This is a genomic window from Rhodococcus sp. UNC363MFTsu5.1, assembly GCF_000686785.1.
Classification (GTDB): Bacteria; Actinomycetota; Actinomycetes; order Mycobacteriales; family Mycobacteriaceae; genus Rhodococcus_G; species Rhodococcus_G maanshanensis.
In genome coordinates this window covers 1-24383 of sequence record NZ_JMLO01000023.1, presented here as the reverse complement: position 1 = coordinate 24383, position 24383 = coordinate 1, and the positions used below count along the sequence as shown (strand labels likewise).

General features: G+C 69.3%; 22 protein-coding genes, 2 tRNA genes and 1 pseudogene. 21 read left to right on the top strand and 4 right to left on the bottom strand.

The annotated features are described in order from the left end of the window. Positions 1 to 8 precede the first annotated feature (8 nt). From BR31_RS0117825 to BR31_RS0117745, 16 genes are all read left to right on the top strand, one after another. Positions 9 to 596: a DUF721 family protein gene (locus tag BR31_RS0117825; RefSeq protein ID WP_027502165.1), complete on the top strand. Its 588-nt coding sequence runs from the start codon at positions 9 to 11 to the stop codon at positions 594 to 596. 104 nt (positions 597 to 700) lie between these two features. Beyond that, positions 701 to 1609, top strand: a complete 909-nt coding sequence (locus BR31_RS0117820; RefSeq protein WP_027502164.1) for a metal-dependent hydrolase — start codon at positions 701 to 703, stop codon at positions 1607 to 1609. A 25-nt stretch (positions 1610 to 1634) separates the two neighbouring features. After that, on the top strand, positions 1635 to 2744 hold the full coding sequence (locus BR31_RS0117815; RefSeq protein ID WP_051637534.1) for a PDR/VanB family oxidoreductase: 1110 nt from the start codon (positions 1635 to 1637) through the stop codon (positions 2742 to 2744). Positions 2745 to 2760: 16 nt separating this feature from the next. Continuing rightward, entirely contained in the window at positions 2761 to 3714 is a 954-nt protein-coding gene (locus BR31_RS0117810; protein ID WP_027502162.1) for an alpha/beta fold hydrolase, read from the top strand. A 175-nt stretch (positions 3715 to 3889) separates the two neighbouring features. Beyond that, positions 3890 to 5899, top strand: coding sequence for a DNA topoisomerase (ATP-hydrolyzing) subunit B (gyrB, locus tag BR31_RS0117805; protein WP_027502161.1), 2010 nt, complete (start codon positions 3890 to 3892; stop codon positions 5897 to 5899). Positions 5900 to 6212: 313 nt separating this feature from the next. Beyond that, a complete protein-coding gene (locus BR31_RS0117800; RefSeq protein ID WP_027502160.1) occupies positions 6213 to 9071 on the top strand; it encodes an ATP-binding protein in 2859 nt (952 codons plus the stop codon). A 14-nt stretch (positions 9072 to 9085) separates the two neighbouring features. After that, complete coding sequence (locus BR31_RS0117795; protein WP_037177155.1) at positions 9086 to 9520, top strand: roadblock/LC7 domain-containing protein; 435 nt, start codon at positions 9086 to 9088, stop codon at positions 9518 to 9520. Between the two features lie 13 nt (positions 9521 to 9533). Next, the gene (locus BR31_RS0117790) at positions 9534 to 9908 is read left to right on the top strand and encodes a DUF742 domain-containing protein (RefSeq protein ID WP_027502158.1); all 375 of its coding nucleotides are present in this window, start codon (positions 9534 to 9536) and stop codon (positions 9906 to 9908) included. 16 nt (positions 9909 to 9924) lie between these two features. Further along, complete coding sequence (locus BR31_RS0117785; RefSeq protein WP_027502157.1) at positions 9925 to 10476, top strand: GTP-binding protein; 552 nt, start codon at positions 9925 to 9927, stop codon at positions 10474 to 10476. A gap of 281 nt (positions 10477 to 10757) precedes the next feature. Further along, complete coding sequence (gene gyrA, locus BR31_RS0117780; protein ID WP_027502156.1) at positions 10758 to 13271, top strand: DNA gyrase subunit A; 2514 nt, start codon at positions 10758 to 10760, stop codon at positions 13269 to 13271. Next, on the top strand, positions 13271 to 14584 hold the full coding sequence (locus BR31_RS0117775; protein ID WP_027502155.1) for a DUF3566 domain-containing protein: 1314 nt from the start codon (positions 13271 to 13273) through the stop codon (positions 14582 to 14584). The genes gyrA and BR31_RS0117775 overlap by 1 nt, the downstream gene beginning before the upstream one ends. Before the next feature lie 112 nt (positions 14585 to 14696). Beyond that, positions 14697 to 14770 (top strand) — tRNA-Ile (locus BR31_RS0117770). 142 nt (positions 14771 to 14912) lie between these two features. After that, a tRNA-Ala gene (locus BR31_RS0117760) sits at positions 14913 to 14985 on the top strand. 190 nt (positions 14986 to 15175) lie between these two features. Continuing rightward, positions 15176 to 15832, top strand: a complete 657-nt coding sequence (locus tag BR31_RS29105; RefSeq protein WP_051637533.1) for a DUF8020 domain-containing protein — start codon at positions 15176 to 15178, stop codon at positions 15830 to 15832. A 354-nt stretch (positions 15833 to 16186) separates the two neighbouring features. After that, positions 16187 to 17479, top strand: a complete 1293-nt coding sequence (locus BR31_RS0117750) for a lipase family protein (protein ID WP_027502154.1) — start codon at positions 16187 to 16189, stop codon at positions 17477 to 17479. A gap of 81 nt (positions 17480 to 17560) precedes the next feature. Then, a complete protein-coding gene (locus tag BR31_RS0117745; RefSeq protein WP_156042533.1) occupies positions 17561 to 18370 on the top strand; it encodes a CPBP family intramembrane glutamic endopeptidase in 810 nt (269 codons plus the stop codon). On the opposite strand, the gene BR31_RS30670 is transcribed toward BR31_RS0117745, so the two are convergent. After that, on the bottom strand, positions 18297 to 18779 hold the full coding sequence (locus BR31_RS30670) for a hypothetical protein (RefSeq protein WP_051637531.1): 483 nt from the start codon (positions 18777 to 18779) through the stop codon (positions 18297 to 18299). The two genes, BR31_RS0117745 and BR31_RS30670, sit on opposite strands and share 74 nt — an antisense overlap. A 49-nt stretch (positions 18780 to 18828) precedes the next feature. Between BR31_RS30670 and BR31_RS0117735 the strand changes: the two genes are divergently transcribed. Continuing rightward, positions 18829 to 19356, top strand: a complete 528-nt coding sequence (locus tag BR31_RS0117735; protein WP_027502152.1) for a peptidylprolyl isomerase — start codon at positions 18829 to 18831, stop codon at positions 19354 to 19356. Positions 19357 to 19369: 13 nt separating this feature from the next. Then, positions 19370 to 20290, top strand: a complete 921-nt coding sequence (locus BR31_RS0117730; protein WP_027502151.1) for a rhomboid family intramembrane serine protease — start codon at positions 19370 to 19372, stop codon at positions 20288 to 20290. A 12-nt stretch (positions 20291 to 20302) separates the two neighbouring features. Here BR31_RS0117730 and BR31_RS0117725 read toward each other — a convergent pair whose 3' ends face one another. Together BR31_RS0117725 and crgA are read right to left on the bottom strand one after the other, a co-directional pair. After that, the gene (locus tag BR31_RS0117725; RefSeq protein ID WP_231496546.1) at positions 20303 to 20782 is read right to left on the bottom strand and encodes a PH domain-containing protein; all 480 of its coding nucleotides are present in this window, start codon (positions 20780 to 20782) and stop codon (positions 20303 to 20305) included. Between the two features lie 91 nt (positions 20783 to 20873). Further along, positions 20874 to 21137, bottom strand: a complete 264-nt coding sequence (crgA, locus tag BR31_RS0117720; RefSeq protein ID WP_027502149.1) for a cell division protein CrgA — start codon at positions 21135 to 21137, stop codon at positions 20874 to 20876. A gap of 277 nt (positions 21138 to 21414) precedes the next feature. Here crgA and BR31_RS0117715 point away from each other — a divergent pair, with 277 nt between their 5' ends. The 3 genes from BR31_RS0117715 (at position 21415) to BR31_RS0117705 (ending at position 23767) form a co-directional block, all read left to right on the top strand. Next, complete coding sequence (locus tag BR31_RS0117715) at positions 21415 to 22113, top strand: DUF881 domain-containing protein (protein WP_027502148.1); 699 nt, start codon at positions 21415 to 21417, stop codon at positions 22111 to 22113. Between the two features lie 83 nt (positions 22114 to 22196). Next, positions 22197 to 22856, top strand: coding sequence for an aminodeoxychorismate/anthranilate synthase component II (locus BR31_RS0117710; protein WP_027502147.1), 660 nt, complete (start codon positions 22197 to 22199; stop codon positions 22854 to 22856). Positions 22857 to 23074: 218 nt separating this feature from the next. Further along, positions 23075 to 23767, top strand: coding sequence for an alpha/beta hydrolase (locus BR31_RS0117705; protein WP_027502146.1), 693 nt, complete (start codon positions 23075 to 23077; stop codon positions 23765 to 23767). 68 nt (positions 23768 to 23835) lie between these two features. Here the strand turns inward: BR31_RS0117705 and BR31_RS29095 are convergent. Then, a pseudogene (locus BR31_RS29095) lies at positions 23836 to 24383 on the bottom strand (cytochrome b); the annotation flags it as partial.

Below are 24383 nucleotides of genomic sequence, written 5' to 3'. Positions count from 1 at the left end.
GAGCACGGATGACAGACGAGTCGACCCCGGTCAGGGGGGCGGGGCCGGAACCGGCGCAGCCCACGAGCGCCGAACCGGTGCCCGAGCTGCGCGGAATCGACCTCGCCCGACGGGCGCTCGAAGAGGCGCGCGCGGCCGCGAAGGCAAGCGGGAAGTCCGTCGGACAGGGCAGGTCGTCGCCGAAGCCGCGACTGCGTGCCGGCACCGGGCGGCGGGGCTGGTCGGGCGCGGGCCCGGACGCACGCGATCCGCAACCGTTCGGGGCGTTGACGGGCTTGGTCGCGAAGAACCGGGGCTGGTCGCCGCGGGTGGCCGAGGGCACGGTTCTCGGCCGTTGGCAGCAGGTCGTCGGTGAGGACATCTCGGCGCATGCCGAACCGGTCGCGCTGCGCGAGGGCGTCCTGAGCATTTCCGCCGAGTCGACGGCCTGGGCCACCCAGCTGCGGATGCTGCAGTCCCAGATCCTGGCGAAGATCGCGGCGGCGGTCGGCGACGGGATCGTGACGAGCCTGCGGATCACCGGGCCGACCGCTCCGAGCTGGCGCAAGGGGGAGCGGCACATCAAGGGCCGCGGGCCGAGGGACACCTACGGCTGATCGACCCCTAGATGTACGTATAACTCCGTGTTACGGTTACTTCGCTATACAGTGAATGAGCCGTGTCACAGGCATCCCGGTATTGGGTGCCGGAGGAGATTCCGATGTCCATCGAGAGCGCGCACCCGACCGCCGTCGCCGAGCCGGACCACATCCTGCTGCAGGCCCGCGACGTGGAATTCGACTGGTCCGACCTGCCGATGCACTGGGTCGAGGGCGATCCGTTCACCACCCACGTCTTCAACGTGATGCACATCCTGCTGCCGGCGGGGGAGGACTGGTTCGTCGAGACCTTCAAGGAGGCGCTCCCGCTCATCGAGGACGAGAAGTTGCGCGACGACGTCGCGGGCTTCATCGGCCAGGAGGCGATGCACTCGCACGCGCACTCCGGCGTACTCGGGCACCTCGCGGCGAAGGGGCTGGACACCACCCCGTACACCGATCAGATGAACTGGCTGTTCACCACGCTGCTCGGGCCCCGCCCCCTCACCGCCGGGCGCAGGGAGAACTACCTCGTCGAACGCCTGGCATTGATCGCCGCGATCGAACACGTCACGGCGTTCCTCGGAGACTGGGTGCTCAACGCCCGGGCGCTCGACACCGCCGGCGTGCACCCGACGATGCTGGATCTGCTGCGCTGGCACGGTTCCGAGGAGGTCGAACACCGCTCGGTGGCCTATGACGTGATGCGGTACTTCGACAAGCGGGAAAGCCGCCGACTGCGCACCCAGCTGGTGGCGACCCCCGTCCTGGTGTACCTGTGGGTCCGCGGGACCCGCTTTCTCATGGCCAACGATCCCGAGCTCGCGCACTGGGCGCCTGCCCGGCGCCGGCCGCGCTTGTCGGACTTCAGGGCCGCAGGCCGCAGGGGCGTCCTGCCGACCTCGACCGACCTGGTCAGGCGCATGAGCCGGTACTTCCGCCGGGACTACCATCCCTCCCGCGAGGGGTCCACCGCGCAGGCCGCGGCGTACCTCGCGTCGTCGCCCGCCGCACAGGCCGCGCTCCGCTGACCCCCACATCAGGACACGAGAACCGATGCTGCCAACCATGATTCGTCGACCGGGAGAGTCCCGACCCGCGGTCCCCGCTGATCTGCGCGGCCGTCCTCGCCGAGACCGGGTGATGACCGCGCTCGAGGCGTTCGCGGACCGGTACGTCGGCGCGGTCGCCCGCCATGACTATGACCCGGGGCACGCGGGTCACAACCCGGACTCCGCGATGACCCTCGTGGTGACCGACCGCACGATCGTGGCCCAGGACGAGAACGTCGCCGCGCTCACCTTCGGTGCCCCGGACGGCGGCGAGCTGCCGGCCTGGCAGCCCGGCTGCCACCTCGACTTCCACCTTCCGTCGGGACGCCGGCGGCAGTACTCCCTGTGCGGGGACCCGGCCGACCGGACCCACTACCGGATCGCGGTGCGGTCCATTCCGGACGGCGGCGGCGGATCGGTCGAGATGCACGGACTGGCCCCTGGCACGACGGTCACCGTCCGCGGACCCCGCAACGGATTCCCGTTCGTGGGGCACGGCAGCGCGCTCTTCGTCGCGGGCGGTATCGGTATCACCCCGATCCTCGCGATGGTGCGGGCCGCCCGCGCGGCCGGGATGGACTGGCAGTTCGTCTACTCCGGTCGCTCCCGTGAGTCCATGCCCTTCCTCGACGAGATCGAAACCTGGGAACAGGACAGAGTTTTCGTTCGTCCGGATGACGAGTTCGGAATGCCGACCGCCGATGACCTGCTCGGCCGGGCGGCGGCAGGCGGTGCCGTCTACTGCTGCGGACCGAACCCGATGCTGGATCTGGTGCGGGAGCACTTCCCGGCCACCGCGGCCACCGCGCTGCACTTCGAAAGATTCGGTGCGCCAGCTGTTCTCGACGGAACCGAGTTCGAGATCCAGCTCGCGAGCACGGGCGAGGTGCTCACCGTGCCCGCCGACGAGTCCGCGCTGTCGGTGATCAAGGAGCGGCTGCCCGGCGTCGGGTACTCGTGCCAGCAGGGATTCTGTGGCACCTGCAAGGTCCGGGTCATCTCGGGCGAACCGGACCATCGCGAGACCCGTCTGACCGACGAGGAGCGCGAGGATTCGATGCTGATCTGTGTGTCCCGATCGACCGGGTCCGAGCGCCTGGTTCTCGATATCTGACGGTAAGGACTACCCAATGACCAACAGTGCCAACGACTCTCACTCGACCAGACCGGCGGTTGCCCGTACCGTCCGCAGCGGCTCGGTCGAGCTGGCGGTGTTCGAGCAGGGCAATCCGACCGGCCCGACGCTGGTCCTGGTGCACGGCTGGCCGGACACCCACCAGCTCTGGGATCGGGTGGTCCCCCTTGTCGCCGACAAGTTCCGGGTGATCAGGTACGACAGCCGCGGTGCGGGGCAGTCCACGGTGCCGACGGCGGTCGCGGACTATCGGCTGGCGTTGCTCGCCCAGGACCTGTTCGCGGTGATCGATGCGGTCAGCCCGGGGGAGCCGGTGCACGTGCTGGCGCACGACTGGGGATCGGTGGAGGCGTGGGAGGCGGTGTGCGAGCCGGACGCCAGGCGTCGCATCGCCTCGTTCACCTCGGTGTCCGGGCCGAATCTCGACCACCTCGGGACCTGGACCCGGCGAGGGTTCGTCGCCCCAACCCCCGGCAAGGTGTGGAAGCGGCTCACCCAGGCGGTGGCCTCGGCGTACACGGTGCTCTTCCAGACACCGGTGCTCGGACCGCTGCCCTTCCGGCTCGGCATGGACCGGGTCTGGCCGCAATTCCTGCGCTTCTTCGAGGGCCAGGATCCGAAGATGGTGCATTCGGCGCGGACTCTGCGGGCGGACATGATCAACGGTCTCAAGCTGTACCGGGCGAACATCCGGGCCAAGCTGGGCAACCCCGCACCGCGCCGCACCGACGTCCCGGTGCAGCTGATCCTCGGCCTGCACGACAAGGCCGTGCGCCCGGTCGGATACGAGGACACCGAGGAATGGGTCAGCGACCTGCGGCGACGGGAGATACCGTCGGGCCACTGGTCGCCGATCTCGCACCCGGAGGACCTCGCACGGCTCACCACCGACTTCGTGATGTCGGTGATCGACCGAGGCGAGAGCGACGAGTCCGCCGCCATCTCCTGACGGAGTCCGCCCAGCTTTCGACCTACCGGGGAGGTCGAAAATGCGCTCACGGGGCCGTCAGGGGTGTCATTGGCGGCCCCGGCCACGCACGTAACAGTAAGATGGCCGGGTACCACGCGGTCGACGCTCGACAGGCCGCGACCGCCTTGGAGACGAGAAGGAGTGCAACCCGCCCGTGGCTGCCCAGAAATCAGACAAGAGCACTCCCAACAAGGACTACGGCGCCTCCTCCATCACCGTTCTCGAGGGCCTGGAGGCTGTGCGCAAGCGCCCAGGCATGTACATCGGCTCCACCGGTGAGCGGGGCCTGCACCACCTGATCTGGGAGGTCGTCGACAACTCGGTCGACGAGGCGATGGCAGGCCACGCCACCATCGTCGCGGTCACGATGCTCGCAGACGGCGGGATCGAGGTCGTCGACGACGGCCGCGGTATCCCGACCGGCATGCACGCCTCCGGCGTGCCCACCGTCGAGGTCGTCATGACCCAGCTGCACGCGGGCGGCAAGTTCGATTCCGACGCGTACGCCGTCTCCGGCGGCCTGCACGGCGTCGGTATCTCCGTCGTGAACGCGCTGTCGACCAAGGTCGAGGTCGAGATCGACAACGACGGCTACCACTGGAACCAGACCTACACCAAGGCGGTCCCCGGTGAGCTGGTCAAGGGCGAGCCCACCAAGCGAACCGGCACCACCGTCCGGTTCTGGGCGGACCCGGACATCTTCGAGACCACCACCTACAACGCGGAGACCGTGGCCCGCCGGCTGCAGGAGATGGCGTTCCTCAACAAGGGCCTGACCATCACCCTGACCGACGAGCGGATCACCGACGAGGAGGTCGCGGCCGAGGCCGAGTACGACGCCGACGCGACCAAGGCGCCCGAGGTCCAGTCCGTCCGCACCAGGACCTATCACTACCCGGGCGGCCTCGAGGACTACGTCCGGCACATCAACCGCACCAAGCAGTCGATCCACAACTCGGTCGTCGGCTTCACCGCGAAGGGCACCGGCCACGAGCTCGAGGTCGCGATGCAGTGGAACTCCGGCTACTCGGAGTCCGTGCACACCTTCGCCAACACCATCAACACCCACGAGGGCGGCACCCACGAGGAGGGTTTCCGCGCGGCCCTGACCACGGTGGTGAACAAGTACGCGAAGGACAAGAAGCTCCTCAAGGAGAAGGACGGCAACCTCACCGGCGACGACATCCGCGAGGGCCTCGCCGCGATCGTCAGCGTCAAGGTCGGCGAACCCCAGTTCGAGGGCCAGACCAAGACCAAGCTCGGCAACACCGAGGTCAAGTCCTTCGTGCAGAAGGCATGCAACGAGCACCTCTCGCACTGGTTCGAGTCCAACCCGGCCGACGCCAAGACGATCGTGACCAAGGCGGTCTCCTCGGCGCAGGCGCGCGTCGCGGCCCGCAAGGCCCGCGAGCTGGTCCGCCGCAAGAGCGCGACCGACCTCGGCGGGTTGCCGGGCAAGCTGGCCGACTGCCGGTCCAACGACCCGAGCAAGTCCGAGATCTACATCGTGGAGGGTGACTCCGCAGGCGGCTCGGCGAAGTCCGGCCGCGACTCGATGTACCAGGCGATCCTCCCGCTGCGCGGCAAGATCATCAACGTCGAGAAGGCCCGCATCGACCGCGTCCTCAAGAACAACGAGGTCCAGTCGATCATCACCGCGTTCGGCACCGGCATCCACGACGAGTTCGACATCGCGAAGCTGCGGTACCACAAGATCGTGCTGATGGCCGACGCCGACGTCGACGGCCAGCACATCTCGACGCTGCTGATGACGCTGCTGTTCCGCTTCATGCGGCCGCTCATCGAGCACGGGCACGTCTACCTCGCGCAGCCGCCGCTGTACAAGCTCAAGTGGCAGCGGTCGGAGCCGGAGTTCGCGTACTCCGACCGTGAGCGCGACGGTCTGCTCGAGGCCGGCGTGCAGGCGGGCAAGAAGATCAACAAGGACGACGGCATCCAGCGCTACAAGGGCCTCGGCGAGATGAACGCCAAGGAACTGTGGGAGACCACGATGGACCCGAGCGTCCGGGTGCTCCGCCTGGTGACGCTCGACGACGCGGCCGCAGCCGACGAGTTGTTCAGCGTCCTGATGGGCGAGGACGTCGAGGCCCGACGCAGCTTCATCACCCGCAATGCGAAGGATGTCCGTTTCCTGGACGTCTGATCCATCCCACCAGCCGGGTCGGCGCATTGTGATCTGAGTCACAATGCCCGACCCGGCTGATTGCGTCCTGGTGCCAGTGGTGCCAGTGATGCCGGTTACGTCGCTATTTTCTCGGCTTCAACTACCTGTATAACGAAACGATAACTTCTTGGGAACATTCAAATGTCGACGTGTAACGCTTGGGCATCTACACTTCTGTACCGCCTAGGCGTCTGTCTCGACTCGTACCCCGGCGAACTCGCTTTCCGCGATCGGGCGTACGGCACGAATGCAGGCCGTCGTGCCGCACCTGGGAGGAAAGTGAGTTTGCAACATGAACACTGAGACGCCGCCGCCGAACAGGCCGTGGAACCTCGAGGGCTGGGGCCTGCGGTGGAAGGTCGCCGCGGTGCTCGCGGTCCCGCTCACCGTTGCCGTCGTGCTCGGTGGACTTCGGGTTCAGAACGAGGTCAGCCAGGCGATCGAGTTCCGCAACCAGGCAAAACAGGTCGCAGACATTCCCGAGATCGTCGACCTCGGCACCATCTTCGGCACCGTGTCCGCCGGCTATGCGACGAAGACGGTCACCAACGAGGACATCGTCGCGATGGAGAAGGCGATCGTCGCGGCCAAGGCCGCCACCTTCAACCCGGCCTTCCCCGACGACGTCGCGGAGAAGTTGCGGAACGCGCTCGTCGGGATCGAGAAGATCCGCGATGACGTCAACAACGGCGTCGCCGACCCCGAGCTCTCCGCCAAGACCGCCGCCATCCGTGCGGACATGACCGACATCGTCGACGAGATCATCCTCCCCATCGACGATGCCGAGGTCCTCAACGCGCACGACCGTCTCGTCGGCGTCTGGGCATCGCAGCGTCGCCTCGCCGACCAGGTCACCGCGGCACTCGAGGTGCTCAAGAACCCGAACGCCTCGCTGAACGCCCTGTACTCGGCGGCGGGTGCGGAGCGGGCGATGATCGACGTCCTCGCCCGGTCGTACCCCCAGTCCGACGCGCAGATCCAGGAACTGCGCGATCGCAACCGCGCCCGAGTGGCCATCATCGACGGGGCGGTGGGTGGCGCGCTGCCGCTGCTCGAGCTCCGTGCCTCGATGCTCGAGAGCGTCAAGCTCTACGGCACGCTGCTCCAGGAATCCACCCACACGATCGCGTCCACGGTCGCCGAGCGCGAGAAGGAAACGACCAGCGCCGCGATCCGCGACTCGCTCGTCGTCCTCGGCACGCTGATCGCGGCGACGGTGCTCGGCCTGTTGGTGGCCCGGTCGCTGATCAACCCCATCCGCAGGCTGCGCCGCGGCGCGCTCCAGGTGGCCAACCACGATCTGCCCGATGCGATCGATCGCATCAAGGACGGCGACGACTCCGGGGTCATGGAGTTCGACCCCGTGCCCGTGCAGACCACCGAGGAGATCGGACAGCTCGCGCGCGCCGTCGACGACATCCACGGCCAGGCCCTGCGTCTCGCCGGTGAGCAGGCGCACCTGCGCCTGAGGATCGGCGACATGTTCGAGACGCTGGCGCGGCGAAGCAAGTCCCTCGTCGACCAGCAGCTCGGACTCATCGAGAACCTGGAGTTCGAGGAGAAGGACCCCAAGCGACTCGAGAGCCTGTTCCGGCTCGACCACCTCGCCGCCCGCATGCGCAGGAACGGCGAGAACCTGCTGATCCTGTCGGGCACCAGGACCCGCCGCGGCCATTCCGCCCCGGTCCAGGTCGGTGACGTCGTGCGCGCCGCGATGTCCGAGGTCGAGGACTACCAGCGGGTCGAGGTCAAGGCCACGCCGCAGGGTGCCATCAGCGGCGCCGTCGCCACCGACATCGTGCACCTGCTCGCCGAGCTGCTGGACAACTCGCTGCGGGCCTCCCCGCCGGACAGCAAGGTGACCTTCAACTTCTCGCGTGCCGTCGATGGCGGGCTCCTGCTCGAGATCACGGACCGCGGCATCGGCATCCCCACCGCGGAGATGGCGGTCATCAACGACCGCCTCGCCTCGGGTGGCGAGGTGAGCCCCGAGACGGCCCGCCACATGGGTCTGTTCGTGGCCAGCCGACTCGCGGAGCAGCACGGGCTGACCGTGCGGATGCGGCCGACCTTCGAGACCGCCCGCAATCAGGGCGTGACGGTCAGCGTGCACATCCCGCACTCCGCACTCGTCTCGTCGATGACGATGGGGATGACGGGCCCGCAGGGCAAGGTCGATTCCGACGGCTACCCCGTCACGGGGGAACAGGCCGTCGTCGCGGAACCCGCGGTCCCGGTCACCGTCACCGTGGGCCCCGGACCGCTGACCACGGGTCCGATCGGGCTGCCCGAGCGCACCCCGGCCGCGCCGAACGGTCTGCCGCAGCGCACCCCGGCCGCTCCGAACGGTCTGCCGGAGCGCGCCCCGGCCGAGCCGAACGTTCCGCCCCGGCGCACCCCGGCGATGTTCGGGGTTCTGCCGCAGCGCACCCCGGCCGCTCCGGAGGGTCTGCCTCAGCCCAGCCAGTCCGTGCCGAGCCCGTCACCGCAGCCGAGTCCGCTGGCTCCGTCGGCCGGTCTCCCGCAGCGCACCCCGGGGGCCAGCGGTCTGCCGCAGCGCACCCCGGGTGCGACGACCGGACTGCCCCCGGTCAATCCCGAGGTGAGCACCCCGGTTCGGGCCGCGCCTGCCGTCGAATCGGCACCGGCGGCGCCTGCCGCACCTGCCGCACCTGCGGCACCGGCCACGAGCGCGGAGCCCGCAGGCAGCACGCAGCACCGCTACCGCGTGAACTCGCAGAAGACCGCGTCGTTCTTCCAGCCGCGCGCCAACGTCGAGCCGTTGCGCCCGATCCTGCACCCGCAGGAGACCACGCCGATCTTCAGCGGCATGGTCTCGACCGGCATCGTCTCGGACTGGTTGACGACGCCGGCAGAGGGGGAGGTCAACAAGAACTGGACCTCGGCCGCGGACGAGGGCTGGAGCGCCGCGGAGCGCGCCATCACCCCTCGGGTGGAGGCCCGCACCGAGTCCGGACTCCCGCAGCGGCAACCGGGACACCAGTTGGTTCCCGGCGGCGTCGACGGAGCTGACAAGATCACCACTGCCAAGCTGCGCGACCCGGAGGCCATCCGCGAGAAGCTCAGCCGCCACCAACAGGGCATCCGCGACGGTCGTGCGGCCAGCCATGCCGAACGCAACAGCATCTAAGGAGACAGATGAACATGGATCAGGGATCCGCGCTCAACTCGGATCAGGGATCCGCGGGCGGCTACTCGCTCGACTGGTTGGTTTCGAACTTCGCGCGTGAGGTGCCGGGCGTCTCGCACGCCGTGCTGGTGTCGGCGGACGGCCTGCTCATGGCGGGAAGTGCGCACCTGCCGCTGGACCGCGCCGAGCAGCTCGCTGCGGTCACCTCGGGGCTGGCGAGCCTGTCGGCCGGGGTCTCCCGACTGTTCGAGGGCGGCGGCGTCCTCCAGTCCGTCGTCGAGATGCAGCACGGGTACCTGCTGCTGATGAGCGTCGGCGACGGCTCGCACCTCGCCGCGCTCACCTCGTCGGGCTGCGACATCGGCCAGGTCGGGTACGAGATGGCACTACTGGTCGATCGTGTCGGCGCCTCCGTGCAGGCGACGCCGCGAGCCGGTATCGCGACCTGATTCCGAGGTAGCCATGGACGAGCAGCACAACGCAGAGACGGAGACCGGGCCCAGCCTGGTCCGGCCGTACTCCCTCACATCAGGGCGCACGAAACCCGCGGTGGAGTTGGCGCTGGAGGCGCTGATCCAGGTCCTGCCCGATCAAGAGAACCGGAACTGGGACCTGGGCGACATCGAGGCGACCATCGTCGCGTTGTGCGCACAATCGCCCTCGCTGGCGGAGATCGCCGCTCGGGTCGGCGTCCCCATCGGGGTCGCGCGCGTGCTGGTGGCGGACCTCGTCGAGGCCGGTCACCTGCGAATCCTGGCCACGCTGCAAGAAGACGCGAGCGACAGCGAGCGTCGGGAACTCATCGAAAGGGTCCTCGGTGGACTTCGCCAAATCTAGCGCCCAGCAGAATCGGGTGACCTCGACAAAGATCGTGATCGCCGGTGGATTCGGCGTGGGCAAGACAACCCTGGTCGGGGCCGTCTCCGAGATCGTGCCGCTCCGGACCGAGGCGCTGGTGACGAACGCCTCCGACGGCGTCGACAACCTCACCGGGATTCCGCAGAAGTCCACCACGACGGTTGCGATGGACTTCGGCCGCATCAGCCTGGCCGACGACCTGGTCCTGTACCTGTTCGGGACGCCGGGACAGCACCGGTTCTGGTTCATGTGGGACGACCTGATCCGCGGCGCCATCGGCGCGATCGTGCTGATCGACACCCGCAGGCTCGACGAGAGCTTTGCCGCCGTCGACTTCTTCGAGGCCCGCAAGCTGCCGTTCCTGGTGGCGGTGAACGAGTTCGACGACGCGCCGCGGTACCCGCTCGAGGACATCCGGCAGGCGCTCGCGGTGTCGGCCGATGTGCCGATCATGTCCATCGACGCCCGCGATCGGGAGTCGGCCAAGGGCGGATTGGTCGCGATCACCGAGTACGCGCTGCGCCGGCTGGGTCAGCCGGTCGCGTAACACTCGTCTCCTCCCTGTTCGGTGGTGCCGCGACGCGCGGTGCCAGCCCCGGCCTCCCGTCGTAGACGGGGGGCCGGTTCCGGCTCCGGACGACCCCGGTGATCGACGGATCGACCTGCGGACTCGAGCGCCGTCACGGTGTGTTCCCCGTGGTAACTGCCGACAATCCGCGAGTGATGCCGGGTCTAGCTGACCTGCACCTATAGACTCGTGTGGTTGCGCGACATCCTGCGAGGCGGCCAGTCCGCGAGGAGACGCGAAGCCGAGTAGAAGAGGAGCTCATGACCGACACCACGTTGCCGCCTGAGGGGACGGGGCACGACCGCATCGAGCCCGTCGACATTCAGCAAGAGATGCAGAGCAGCTACATCGATTACGCGATGAGCGTGATCGTGGGCCGTGCCCTGCCGGACGTGCGCGACGGCCTCAAGCCCGTGCACCGCCGCGTGCTCTATGCGATGTACGACAACGGGTACCGCCCGGACCGCGGCTACGTGAAATCCGCGCGACCGGTCGCCGACACGATGGGTAACTACCACCCGCACGGCGACACCTCGATCTACGACACCCTGGTCCGCATGGCCCAGCCGTGGTCGCTGCGCTACCCGCTCGTCGACGGCCAGGGCAACTTCGGTTCCCGCGGCAACGACGGCGCGGCCGCGATGCGTTACACCGAGTGCAGGCTCACGCCGCTCGCGATGGAGATGCTCCGCGAAATCGACCACGATACCGTCGATTTCGCGCCGAACTACGACGGCAAGACGCAAGAGCCGACGGTTCTCCCCAGCCGTATCCCCAACCTGTTGATCAATGGCTCCGGCGGCATCGCCGTCGGTATGGCCACCAACATCCCGCCGCACAACCTGGGCGAGGTCGCGGAGGCCATCTACTGGGCGCTCGAGAACCACGAGGCCGATGAGGAAGCCACCCTGGCGGCGGTGATGGAGCGGATCAAGGGACCGGACTTCCCGACCGCGGGCCTGATCGTCGGCGGCCAGGGCATCAGCGACGCGTACCACACCGGCCGCGGCTCGGTCCGGATGCGCGGCGTGGTGGAGATCGAGGAGGACGCCAAGGGGCGCACCACGATCGTGATCACCGAGCTGCCCTACCAGGTGAACCCGGACAACCTGATCACCTCGATCGCCGAGCAGGTGCGGGACGCGAAGATCGCAGGCATCTCCGACATCCACGACGAGTCCTCGGACCGCGTCGGCATGCGGATCGTCGTCACGGTCAAGCGTGACGCGGTGGCGAAGGTCGTGCTCAACAACCTCTACAAGCACACCCAGCTGCAGACCAGCTTCGGCTGCAACATGCTCTCCATCGTCGACGGGGTGCCGCGCACCCTGCGGCTGGATCAGATGATCCGCCTCTACACCACGCACCAGCTCGAAGTGATCGTCCGGCGCACCAGGTACCTGCTGCGCAAGGCCGAGGAGCGGGCCCACATCCTGCGCGGCCTGGTCAAGGCGCTCGACGCGCTCGACGAGGTCATCGCGCTCATCCGGGCGTCGCAGACCGTCGACATCGCCAGGGCCGGACTGATCGAGCTGCTCACCGTCGACGAGATCCAGGCCGATGCCATCCTCGCGATGCAGCTGCGCCGCCTCGCGGCCCTCGAGCGTCAGAAGATCATCGACGAACTCGCCGAGATCGAGCGCGAGATCGCGGACTACGAGGACATCCTGGCCAAGCCGGAGCGTCAGCGTGCGATCGTGCGCGACGAGCTCAAGGAGATCGTCGACAAGTACGGCGACGACCGGCGCACCCGCATCATCGCGGCCGACGGTGACGTCGCGGACGAGGACCTGATCGCCCGCGAGGACGTGGTGGTCACCATCACCGAGACCGGGTACGCCAAGCGCACCAAGACCGACCTCTACCGCTCGCAGAAGCGCGGCGGCAAGGGCGTCCAGGGCGCCGGGCTCAAGCAGGACGACATCGTCAAGCACTTCTTCGTCAGCTCGACCCACGACTGGATCCTGTTCTTCACCACCAAGGGCCGGGTGTACCGGGCAAAGGCCTACGAGCTGCCCGAGGCCAGCCGCACCGCACGCGGGCAGCACGTGGCGAACCTGCTGGCCTTCCAGCCGGACGAGCGGATCGCCCAGATCATCCAGATCAAGACCTACGAGGACGCGCCGTATCTGGTGCTCGCCACCCGCAACGGCCTGGTCAAGAAGTCGAAGCTGACCGACTTCGATTCCAACCGCAGCGGCGGCATCGTCGCGGTGAACCTGCGCGGCGAGGACGAGCTGGTCGGTGCCGTGCTCGCCTCCTCGGAGGACGATCTGCTGCTGGTGTCGGCGCAGGGTCAGTCGATCCGCTTCTCCGCCACCGACGAGGCGCTGCGGCCGATGGGCCGCGCCACCTCCGGCGTGCAGGGCATGCGCTTCAACGGCGACGACGAACTGCTGTCGCTGAACGTGGTGCGCGACGGCACCTACCTCCTGGTCGCGACCTCGGGTGGGTACTCGAAGCGCACCGCCATGGAGGACTACCCGGTCCAGGGCCGCGGCGGCAAGGGCGTGCTGACGATTCAGTACGACAAGCGCCGTGGCACCCTGGTCGGGGCGCTCATCGTCGACGACGATGACGAGCTCTACGCCATCACCTCCGGCGGGGGAGTGATCCGCACCGCGGCCAAGCAGGTGCGGAAGGCCGGCCGACAGACCAAGGGCGTGCGGTTGATGAATCTCGGGGACGGTGACACCCTGCTCGCGATCGCGCGCAACGCCGATGAACCCGATGAGTCCGACACCGCCGCGAGTGACGGATCGAAGGAGTCTTAGTGAGCACTCCCAACCAGCCCAGCAGCGACCGGCAGGGGCCACCTGCCGGTCCGGGCTCCCAGCCGCAGGCCGGTAAGCCGGAGGAGGCGAACGGGGCCCCGTCACCGGCGCCGTCGACCCCGACGCCGCCTGCCAAGCCCGACGCTCCCGAGTCGGCGAAGTCGGCACCGGGTCAGCCCGCCGCCCCCGCGCAGCAGGCCCCCGCCAAGGCTCCCGGCCAGGACCGTCCTGCCCCGCCCGCGCAGGGCGCGGGCCAGACACCGCCGCGCCCTCAGGGGCAGGCGCCGCAGGGTCAGCAGCCGACCGGACCGTCCCGTCCGGCCCAGGCCCAGCCGTCTGCCGCGACCCCCGCGGCGCCCGCCCAGGGATCGGCGCCCGCCCAGGGATCGCGGCCCGCGGGCGCTCCGGCGCAGGGCGGTGCGGCCCCGGCCGCCCCGCAGGGTGGTCGGCCGACCCAGGCGCCGGGCCAGGCGCCGGGCCAGGCGCCGGGCCAGGGGCCCGGCCAGCGGCCCCAGCAGAACGGCGGCCCGGCCAACGGCGCAGGCACTCGTCCGAGCTCGCCCACGGGTGGTCCCGGTACGCGCCCCGCGGCGCCGGCCGGTGGTCCTGCGACGCGTCCGGGTGCCGCCGCCGGCGCGCCCGGCACGCGTCCGGCCTCGGCCCCGGGTGGCCAGGGGACCCGTCCCGGTGGTCCTGCGGCCGGTAAGCCCGCGGCGGGAGCCCCCTCGGGGGACGACGCGGCGAAGGCGGCCCGCAAGGAGGCCGCCAAGGCCAAGACGGCGGTGATCGACGGCCCGACCCGGCACATCGACCGCTCCGATCTGGCGAAGGATCTGCCGGACCTGTCCGCGGTCAAGCATCCGCTGCCGGGCGACGCCCCCGCGGCCGCCGGTGCCGGCGCCAAGACGGGCGCGCAGCCCGCGGTCGTGGCCGTCCCGATCGACGCGGTCGCGGGTGACCCGTTGCGCGCGACCATCCAGGTGCGCAAGGTCGACCCCTGGTCGACGCTCAAGGTGTCCCTGGTGATCTCGGTGGCGCTGTTCTTCGTGTGGATGTTCGCCGTGGGATTCCTGTACGTCGTGCTCGACGGCATGGGTGTCTGGGATCGCCTGAACAACGCCTTCACCGACATCGTGTCGGAGTCGGGCGACGAGGGCCTCGTCAGCGCCGGGCAGGTGTTCGGCTACGCCGCGCTGGTCGGTGCCATCAATGTGGTGCTCTTCACGGCGCTCGCCACCATCGGATCGTTCATCTACAACCTCTGCACGGACCTGGTCGGTGGGGTCGAAGTGACCCTCGCCGATCGCGACTGACCAGGGGTTTTGGTTCCCCGCCGGGCCGGTTTTGGTCGCGGCCGGTCGGTGGGGTAATCTCATGCCTCGGTTCGGGGAGACAAGTTCAACGCGTCTCCCGGACCGAGGTTAAGGGCCTATAGCTCAGGCGGTTAGAGCGCTTCCCTGATAAGGAAGAGGTCGGAGGTTCAAGTCCTCCTAGGCCCACTCCCCGTGCCGACGAAGGGTTCGAGCATGAAGGTACTGCTTCTCACGGCAGCCGTTGTGACCGTTCTCTTCGGGCTGACCAAGCTGCGGTCGCGCCGCAGTCAGGACGTATGGCACGAGGTCACCAGCCGCTAGCGCGGACGGGGCCTTAGCTCAGTTGGTAGAGCGCTGCCTTTGCAAGGCAGATGTCAGGAGTTCGAATCTCCTAGGCTCCACAGCATCACATCAACACCCCTCACTTTCCGGTGAGGGGTGTTCTTTGCTGGATGGGCGACAGGGTGCGGCGGCGGGCCAACGTCACAAGCGGATCGCATGCCGAGGCAAGTTCATCGAATTGTGTTCGATATCACACGGTCTCGACTACTGTTCGGCTGGGGGAAATCGCAACCGAACCCGGGAGCCGACATGAAACTCAGGAAGATTGTCGCCACTGCACTGTTCGTGACGGCCGCGATGGGCGCCGGGGCGGCGACCTCGCACGCCGAGCCAGCCGCGTTGGTCGGCGCCCAGATGCAAGGTCGGGACCAGGGCGTCGGGTACAGCACCGGGCTCGCGCCGGGCGGGAACTCGGTCGTCACCCTGCTGGACGCGGGCGTGTTCCGGGTCTCGGGGGATGGGTCCGGGGTGAGCGTGCTCCGGGACGACGGCTCGCCCATCGGCACGATTCCTCTCGCATATCGCGCGAACGGTGAGACGCACTCGATCGCGCCCGTGATCGGCGACGGCGGCCGGACCCTGACGCTGACCCCGAACACGATCCCCTCGTTCGCTCAGCCGGTCGCCTGGGACAACCCCGCGGACCAGCAGCGCCTGATGGGGGAGATCCAGAAGGCACAGATGGGCGGGATCGTCGGGCAGACCGTCGGGGGCATCATCGGGCTCCTCGTCGGCTGCGTGGTCGGTGTGCTCGCCGGCTGCTTCCCCGGATCGATCATCGGCTCGCTCATCGGTGGCGTGATCGGACTGGACATGGTCGGTGGCGAACCGTTGCGATCGGCGTTCTTCAACTTCGTCGGGCCACTCCCGACCCTGCCGGGGATGCCGGCACCCGCGGCGCCCTGATTCGCGCCCGCGCAGCAACAGACGGTAGGCACACAGCCCGCGATCAGCTCCTGGTCGCGGGCTGTGTGCTGTGCGCTGTGCATCGCCGAGTGTGCAGTTTGGGGGTACCTCCCTGCACGAAGTGCTCGGGGGAGGGGGCGAACGTCGAGAGAAGCCGACGGTAGCTGCACACTCGATGGCCGATGCCGAGCCTGTGCAATTGTGAACAAACCTGTGCAGCAATTGGTTTCAGTACCGCGCGGTCGGGTGTCGACGCCCTGGAATCGGCCCGCCCACCTGCCGAAATGTATGTGTTACCGTGCGTACGGCTTCGCGACCGGAGTCAACGGACACGGGGCGGAGTCGACGGTGGACATGAGTGCGCGCGTAAACGGTTGGCGGGGTGCGGTCGTCGCGGCGGCCATGTCGGTGGTCGTGGCCGCGATCGTGGCGCCCATGGCGGCGGCGGCGCCTGCGGACTTCTACACGCCGCCAGCCGACCTGACGGCGAGCGCGCCCGGCGACCTGATCCGCACCGAGCCGTCCGAACTCGCGCTCCGGGTGCCGGGAACCGATGGGGCGTTCCCCGCCGATGGCCGGCGCATCATGTACCGCAGCACCGACGCGAACGGCGCGGCCAACGCGGTCACCGGCACCTACCTCGAGCCGCAGCGGCCGTGGGAGGGCCCCGGACCCCGGCCCCTGGTCAGCCTCGCGGTCGGCACCCACGGCCAGGGCGACCAGTGCGCCCCCTCCAAGCTGCTGAACCAGCTCCTGACCTACGAGGGGCCGATCGGGCTGATGACCGAGTACGAGGTGCTCGGCATCAACGCACTGCTGCTGCAGGGCATCGCCGTCGTCGTCACCGATTACGACGGCCTCGGCACGCCGGGCATGCACACCTACGTCAACCGCGCGGCCGAGGCGCATGCGGTCCTGGACGCGGCCAGGGCCGCCAGGAACCTGTCCGGCACCTCCATCACCGCGTCCGGCCCTGTCGGATTCTGGGGATACTCGCAGGGTGGCGGCGCGGCGGCCGCCGCGGCCGAGCTCGCCGCCGACTACGCGCCGGAACTCAAGGTGAAGGGCACCTACGCCGGGGCGCCGCCCGCGGACCTCGCCGCGACGCTGGCGCAGATCGACGGGTCCTTCCTCACCGGCGCGATCGGGTACGCGATCAACGGCCTCGCCCAGGCCTACCCCGAGTCCCGGCCGCTCATCGAGGCCGAGCTCAACGACAAGGGCAAGGCGATGCTGGCGGCGACGCGCGACTACTGCGTCGTCGAAACCGGTGCGCGCTTCGCCTTCCAGAAGACCAGCGAGTACACCCGCAGCGGCGAATCGCTCTCGGTGGTGCTCGATCGGCTGCCGCTGGCGAAGGAACTGCTGGAGCGGCAGCGGATCGGCAGGGGGACGCCGTCGGGTCCGGTCCTGATCCAGTCCGGCAACCACGACGACGTGGTGCCGTTCGGCCAGGCCGAACAGCTGGCCGCGGCCTGGTGCGGCCGCGGCGCGACGGTGCAGTTCACCGAGAACCCGCTACCGAGCGTCCTGCCGGGCTCCGTGATCAACCACGGTGCGCCGCTGGTCCTCGGCCTGCCCGAGGCACTGACCTACATGGTCGACCGATTCCACGATCGACCGGCACCGAGCACCTGCTCGTCCTGACGCCTGCTGGTCCTCCGGTAGCAGGGGCCACCGATACCGTGGGGTGATGTGCTGCCGTCGGCGCGCCGCGATGCTCGTGGCATGACGACCGACGCAGCTCCGCCCCGCAGGTGGGCGCCGACGACGATCTACGTGCTGGTGGCGTTTCTCGCGGGCGGCGTCCTCGTGGCGCTCCAGGCGGTGACCGGCCCCGACGCGGACCTGCTCGAACTGGTGCAATTCGCACCGGCCATCGCGGTGGCGGCGGTCCTGGCGGTCTGGCGGGGCAGATGGCGTCCGCCGCTGGCACTGGGCATGTGGCGGCCCGACATGGCCGCCCTCGCGGCTGCGCTCGGCTCGGTACTGGTCGTTCTGGCGCTGCCGGCGGCGGTGCTCGTGTCCCTCGGCGCAGACCCCGACTTCTCGGCCGTCCGGGCCGGTGGGGCGCCGCTGGGCTTGCTGGTCCTCGCGCAGTGCGTCGGGGCGTGTGGGGAGGAACTCGGCTGGCGGGGGTTCCTGCAGCCCTACCTGCGCACGAGGTATTCCGTGCTGGTCACCGGCGTGCTCGTCGGAACCGTGTGGGGGGTGTGGCACGTCCAGGTGTTCACGGAGGGCGCCGCGTACGCGGCGGCCTTCCTTTCGGCGACGATCGCGATGTCCGTGCTGCTGGCGGTGCTCCTCGACAACGGACGCAAGGGCGGCCTGTTGATCGCCACCGGGTTCCACGCGGCCGTCAACCTCGGCCTGCTGGTGTTCGGCGACGCCGGGGGCCGCGAGCCCCTGCTGTGGTCGTCGATGGCCGTCGCCGCGGCGGGCTGCGCCGCGGCGACAGCGGTGTTCAGGAGTTCTCGACGTCCCGCAGGCTCGGCGGCGCCGACGCGACCGGCGGCATCTCCCGTCGACGCTGCTTGACGTACACGGCGCCGGCGGCCACGGCCGCACCGAGGCCGATGACCAGCAGCGCCCGCCTGCCGCGCTTGCGGCCCTTGACCTGCTCGGCGGCCACGGCCGCGACGGCCTGCTCGTCCACCAGCGCGAGCGCGGGGACGGCCTTGGGTCGGGAGGACAGTGCCTTCCTGGCCAGGGCGTAGCCCTGGCGGCCGAGGTAGAGGCTCAACGCCCCGGTGCTCTTGGCCACCACTCCGGTGCCCTTCGCGACACCTCCCGTGCCCCTGGCGAACCCGAGCGCCGCGAGCTGCGCGAGCCTCAATGCGCTGCTGACCGTGGAGGATTCGGGTGCGGGGGGTACGAGCTCGAGGGTGGGCGCCTGGTCGGCCGGGGCGGGGACAGAAACCGGGGTGGACTTCGTCGCGCGAGTCATCTGTCCACTGTCGCACATGTTCCCTGGGACGGAATGGCACCATGGTGGAGTGACCTCACCGAATCAGACCGCAACCGCAACGCTGCACACCAACCGCGGCGACATCAAGATCGCCCTGTTCGGCAACCACGCGCCGAAGACCGTCGAGAACTTCGTCGGGCTCGCCGACGGCACCAAGGCCTACAGCACGGAGAACGCCTCGGGCACCAAGACCGGACCGTTCTACGACGGCGCCGTCTTCCACCGCGTCATCGACGGCTTCATGATCCAGGGCGGCGACCCGACCGGTACCGGCCGCGGCGGCCCGGGCTACCAGTTCGGCGACGAGTTCCACCCGGAGCTGCAGTTCGACAAGCCGTACCTGCTGGCCATGGCGAACGCCGGACCGGGCACCAACGGCTCGCAGTTCTTCATCACCACCGGCAAGACCCCGCACCTCAACCGCAGGCACACCATCTTCGGTGAGGTCGTGGACGAGGAGTCGAAGAAGGTCGTCGACGCCATCTCCGGAACCTCGGTGGACCGCACGGACCGCCCGCTGGAGGCGGTCGTCATCAACAGCATCACCATCTCCTGATCGGTACCGCGAGATGACCAACCCCGGTTGGGGTGGCGTGTCCGGTGACGGCACGCCGCCCCAACCGCGGTGCGTCCGGCACCCGGACCGGCCCACCGCGCTGTCCTGCACCCGCTGCGGCCGTCCCGCGTGCGTCGAGTGCCTCCGACCGGCCGCCGTCGGCCAGCACTGCGTCGACTGCATCGCCGCCGACGCCAAGACCACCCGCTCGGCCCGCACCGTCGCGGGCGCGCCGGTGCGGACCGGCCTGCCGACCCCGATCGTCACGTACGTCCTGATCGGGCTCAACGTCCTGATCTACGCGATCACGGTGCTCCAGTCCGGCAACGTGGCGAACAACCACCTCGGCTCGCCGCTGTTCACCAGCTGGGCGCTGTGGCCGCCCGCGGTCGCCGACGGCGACCTGGTCCGCGTGCTCGGCAGCGGCTTCCTGCACTTCGGTGCGGTCCACCTGCTGGTCAACATGTTCGCGCTCTGGGTGATCGGCCGCGACACCGAGATCATCCTCGGGCGTTCCCGCTACGTCGCGGTGTACCTCGTCTCGATCCTCGGCGGCTCGGCCGCCGTGATGGCATTCCAGGTGAACGCCGTCACCGCGGGCGCCTCGGGCGCGGTGTTCGGGCTGATGGGCGCGCAGGCGGTGATCCTGCTGCGGCTCAAGCGCAGCCCGGGCCCGGTCCTCGCCATCATCGCCCTCAACGTGATCATCAGCGTGACGATCCCGGGGATCTCGCTGTGGGGACACCTCGGCGGGCTCGTCGCGGGCGCCGCCGCCACCGCCGCGCTGATGTTCGCCCCTGGCAGCCTCGGCACCCCAGCGGAGCGTCAGAAGGCCCGCACCCTCGGCTGGGGCGGTCTCGCCGCCGTCACCGTGTTCTCGGTCGGTGTCATCGCGCTGCGGATGGCGCAGCTGCGGGCCGAACTCGGGATGTAGTCGCCTCGCCGGCTACGGGCGCGGTCGCTCCGGCGGCACCAGCCCGCGGCCGGCGAGCGCCTCGAAGACATCGGTGGGATCGGTGCCGAGGTCCCAGCGACCGAAGATCAGCAGCTTGTCGTCGTCGACGCCCGGCGGGCGCACGTCGATCTCCAGCATCGGCACCCGACGGCCCAGCCGTGGATAGCGCACGATCCTGACCCGGCTCAGCTCCGACGCCTGGTACTCGCGGCGCCCGTTCAGCCGCTGCACCGCGATCCCCCTCGCGCCGTCGAGCACGGCGAGCCGGGGCCGCTGACGCAGCCCAAGCGCGGTGATCGCCAGCAGCCCGAGTGCGCCGAGACCGATCAGCACCCGTCCCGCCGGATCCGACGGCACCGCCGCGGCGGCGAGGAGCATGGCCACCCCGCCGACACCGGTCGCGATCAGCGCACCGGTGGGTGTGGACCATGCGAGCTCGGGGTTGTGCACAGGGTTTTCGGGGTTGTGCACAGGCTCTCCACAGCTATCCACAGGGTTTATCCACATTGGGGATGAATGACAACGATGTAATTGATGCGGTTGGGCTGGGGATATTCCCAGGTCAGCGCCATCTCATCGTCATGATGAGGCCGACAACCATGAAACCGAAGCCGATCAGGAAGTTGTAGGCCCCCAGGTCGTTCATCCAGGTGATCTGGTCCGCGGCCAGGTAGTAGACGATCAGCCACGCCAGCCCGAGCAGCATGAAGCCGAGCATCACCGACACGTAGAGCGTGCTGGAGGGGCCGACCTTGACCTTCACAGGCGTGCGGTTCGCGGGATTGATCGTGTAGTCGGTCTTCTTGCGGACCTTCGACTTGGGCATGACGTCCTCGTTGGTTCAGTGCGGATCGTGCGATTGCGTCGGCGTCGGCGTCGACGCCCACCAGGTAGATTCGAGATTACCGGTGGTGAGTACACGCTAGCCGAGCACAGACGTGCCCGGGCAGGGTCTGCTGGGTGGACCCGCGAGCGCAGGCGAGCGCGGACAGGGGGAGGAGGTGAGGACCGTGGCCGATCCCGATCCGACCGATCCCGATCCGACCGCCTCCCATCGGCCTGCGGCGCACGCGGCGCCGCGGCGCAGGCAGCTCTTCTGGAAGATCTGCGTCCCGGTGGTCTGCGTGGTGACCGGGCTGCTGTTGGCGACCACCCGCGCGGTCTCGGAGGGCAACGAGCTGCGGCGTGGAGACACCACGAGGCTCTCCGACCTGGTGCGCAGTGCGCAGGCCGACGTGGACGACGCGGCGGGGGCGCGCGACGGCCTTGCCGCGCAGTTGGCCGCCCTGCAGGACCAGGCGGCCGGTTCCGACTCCGACGTCGCGGGCGTTCTCGAGCAGAGCCGGGCGCTGGAGGCCGCGGCGGGGCTGAGCGAGGTCACCGGACCCGGCGTGCGGGTGACCCTCACCGACGCGCCCCGAGACTCCGACGGCAAGTTCCCCGCCGGCGCCTCGCCCGATGACCTCGTCGTGCACCAGCAGGACGTGCAGAGCGTGCTGAACGCGCTCTGGGCAGGCGGGGCGACCGCGGTCGGGATGCAGGACCAGCGCGTGGTCAACACCTCGGCGCCGCGCTGCATCGGCAACACGCTCTTGCTGCACGGGCGGACCTACAGCCCGCCGTATCAGATGACGGCGATCGGCGACCCGGCCCGGATCGAGGCCGCGCTCGCCGCGGAGCCCGGCGTGCGCACCTTCAAGCAGTACGCGGTCCGCTACGGGCTGGGATACACCCAGGACGCCTCGGACTCGTTGACCGTGCCGGCGTACACGGGCCAACTGAGGACCAAGTTCGCCAACTAGGCGCCCGCGCCGCCCGTGCGTGATCCGTACCCCAGGTGGGGTGCCGATCGCGCACAACCGGCGAAGCCGCATATCCTGCTGCAATGCGCATCCTGGTCGTCGACAACTACGACAGCTTCGTGTTCAACCTGGTGCAGTACCTCGGCCAGCTCGGCACCGAGGCCACCGTCTGGCGCAACGACGACCCGCAGCTCGCCGACCGCGACGCCGTCGCGGCGGAGTTCGACGGGGTGCTGCTCAGCCCTGGACCGGGCACGCCGCAGCGGGCGGGCGCGAGCATGGACCTGGTCGCGGCGTGCGCGGCGGCCCGTACCCCGCTGCTCGGTGTGTGCCTGGGTCACCAGTCCATCGGCGCCGCGTTCGGGGCCACCGTCGACCGGGCGCCGGAACTGTTGCACGGCAAGACCAGCCAGGTCAGCCATGACGGCACCGGGGTGCTCGCCGGTCTGCCCGATCCGTTCACCGCCACCCGCTATCACTCGCTGACGGTGCTGCCGGAGACGATGCCGGACGAGCTGATCGCCACCGCGCACACCGACACCGGCATCGTGATGGCGATGCGGCACCGGGAGCTGCCGATCCACGGCGTCCAGTTCCATCCGGAATCGGTGCTGACCCAGGGCGGCCACCGGATGCTGGCGAACTGGCTGGAGGTGTGCGGGCAGCGGCCGCCGGAGGCGCTCGTCGCGACGCTGGAGGCCGAGGTCGCGCAGGCGCTGGGGTCGGCGCTCACCCACAACTGAACCACCGTCGGGTCGGCGCCGCGTCAATCGGACGGCGCGGGTGGTGTTCGGCGTTTGGGCACGAAATCATGGCGATCTGATCATGGTCTTTGCCCCAAAGTCTGCCTAGCGTGGATTCTGCGCGGCCAACGAGGAGTTCGGGCCGCGCGCGGCGGCCCCCAATCGGACGGCGGGCCGTGACCACCGTTCGAACACTCGACCCGAGAGGTGGGCCCATCATGGCCGACAAGGTGAACATCGTTCTGGTGCACGGCGCCTGGGGGGACGGTTCGCATTGGCGCCACGTCATCCCGACCCTGCACAACGCCGGGCACAAGGTCGTCGCCGTGCAGAACCCGCTGACCTCGCTCGCCGACGACGTGGACCGCACGCGAAAGCTGGCGGAATCGATGGACGGGCCGACGCTGCTGGTCGGTCACTCCTACGGTGGCGCCGTCATCACGGGGGCGGGGCACGCCGCGAATGTCGTTGGACTGGTGTATATCTCGGCCTTCGCGCCCGATGAGGGGGACAGCCTCGGCAGCATCTTCGCCCGCACCGATCAGCCGGCGGGGGCGGCCAACATCGCCCCCGATGCGCAGGGATTCCTGTGGATCGCACAGGACAAGTTCCAGGAGAGCTTCAGTCAGGACCTCGACGACACCGAGGCCCTGGTCATGGCCACGACGCAGAAGCCGATCTCGGGTCAGTGCTTCGCCGACCCGTCGGGCCCACCGGCCTGGAAGCAGAAGCCGAGTTGGTACCTGGTCTCCGGCCAGGACCGGATGATCCCGCCGGAGACCGAACGGTGGATGGCCGAGCGCATCGGTGCCCGCGAGACCGTCGAACTCGACGCCGGTCACGCCTCGCTGGCATCGCATCCGCACGAGGTGACCCAGCTGATCCTGACGGCGGCCGCCGCCGTCGCCTGACTCAGCGCTGTCGCCTGACTCAGCAGGAGTCCCCGGCCACCTGTCGCGGTGGTCGGGGACCGTGCGTGTCAGCGCTCGCTGCCGTCGCCCGACGGTCCGTGTCCCTTGGCGTACGCGCCGTGGCCGTGGGCCTTGTCCTGGACATCCTTGAGGATCGCCAGCTGGTCGTGCTCGTTCTTGTGGGCGGCCGCGGAGAGGGCATCGGACTGCTCGGCCGGGTCGGCGACGAGCAGGCTGCCGGAGCCGGGTTTGCCTGCCGACCCGAGCTTGTTCATCTTCTTCGGGACTGTGGTGCCCTGGTACTCCAGCGGGATCGGGTGGCCGTGGTCGTCCACGGGTCCGAGCGGCTGGTGGACCTCGACGTACTCGCCGTGCGGCAGGCGCTTGATCACGCCGGTCTCGAGGCCGTGCTCGAGCACCTGGCGGTCGCTGCGCTGGAGGCCGAGGCAGAACCGGTAGGTGACGAAGTAGGCGAGCGGGGGCAGCAGGACGATGCCGATGCGGCCCATCCACGTCGTCGCGTTGATCGAGATGTTGAACTTGTACGCGATGATGTCGTTGACGCACATGATCGTCAGGATGGCGTAGAACGTCAGGGCCATCGCGCCGAGCGAGG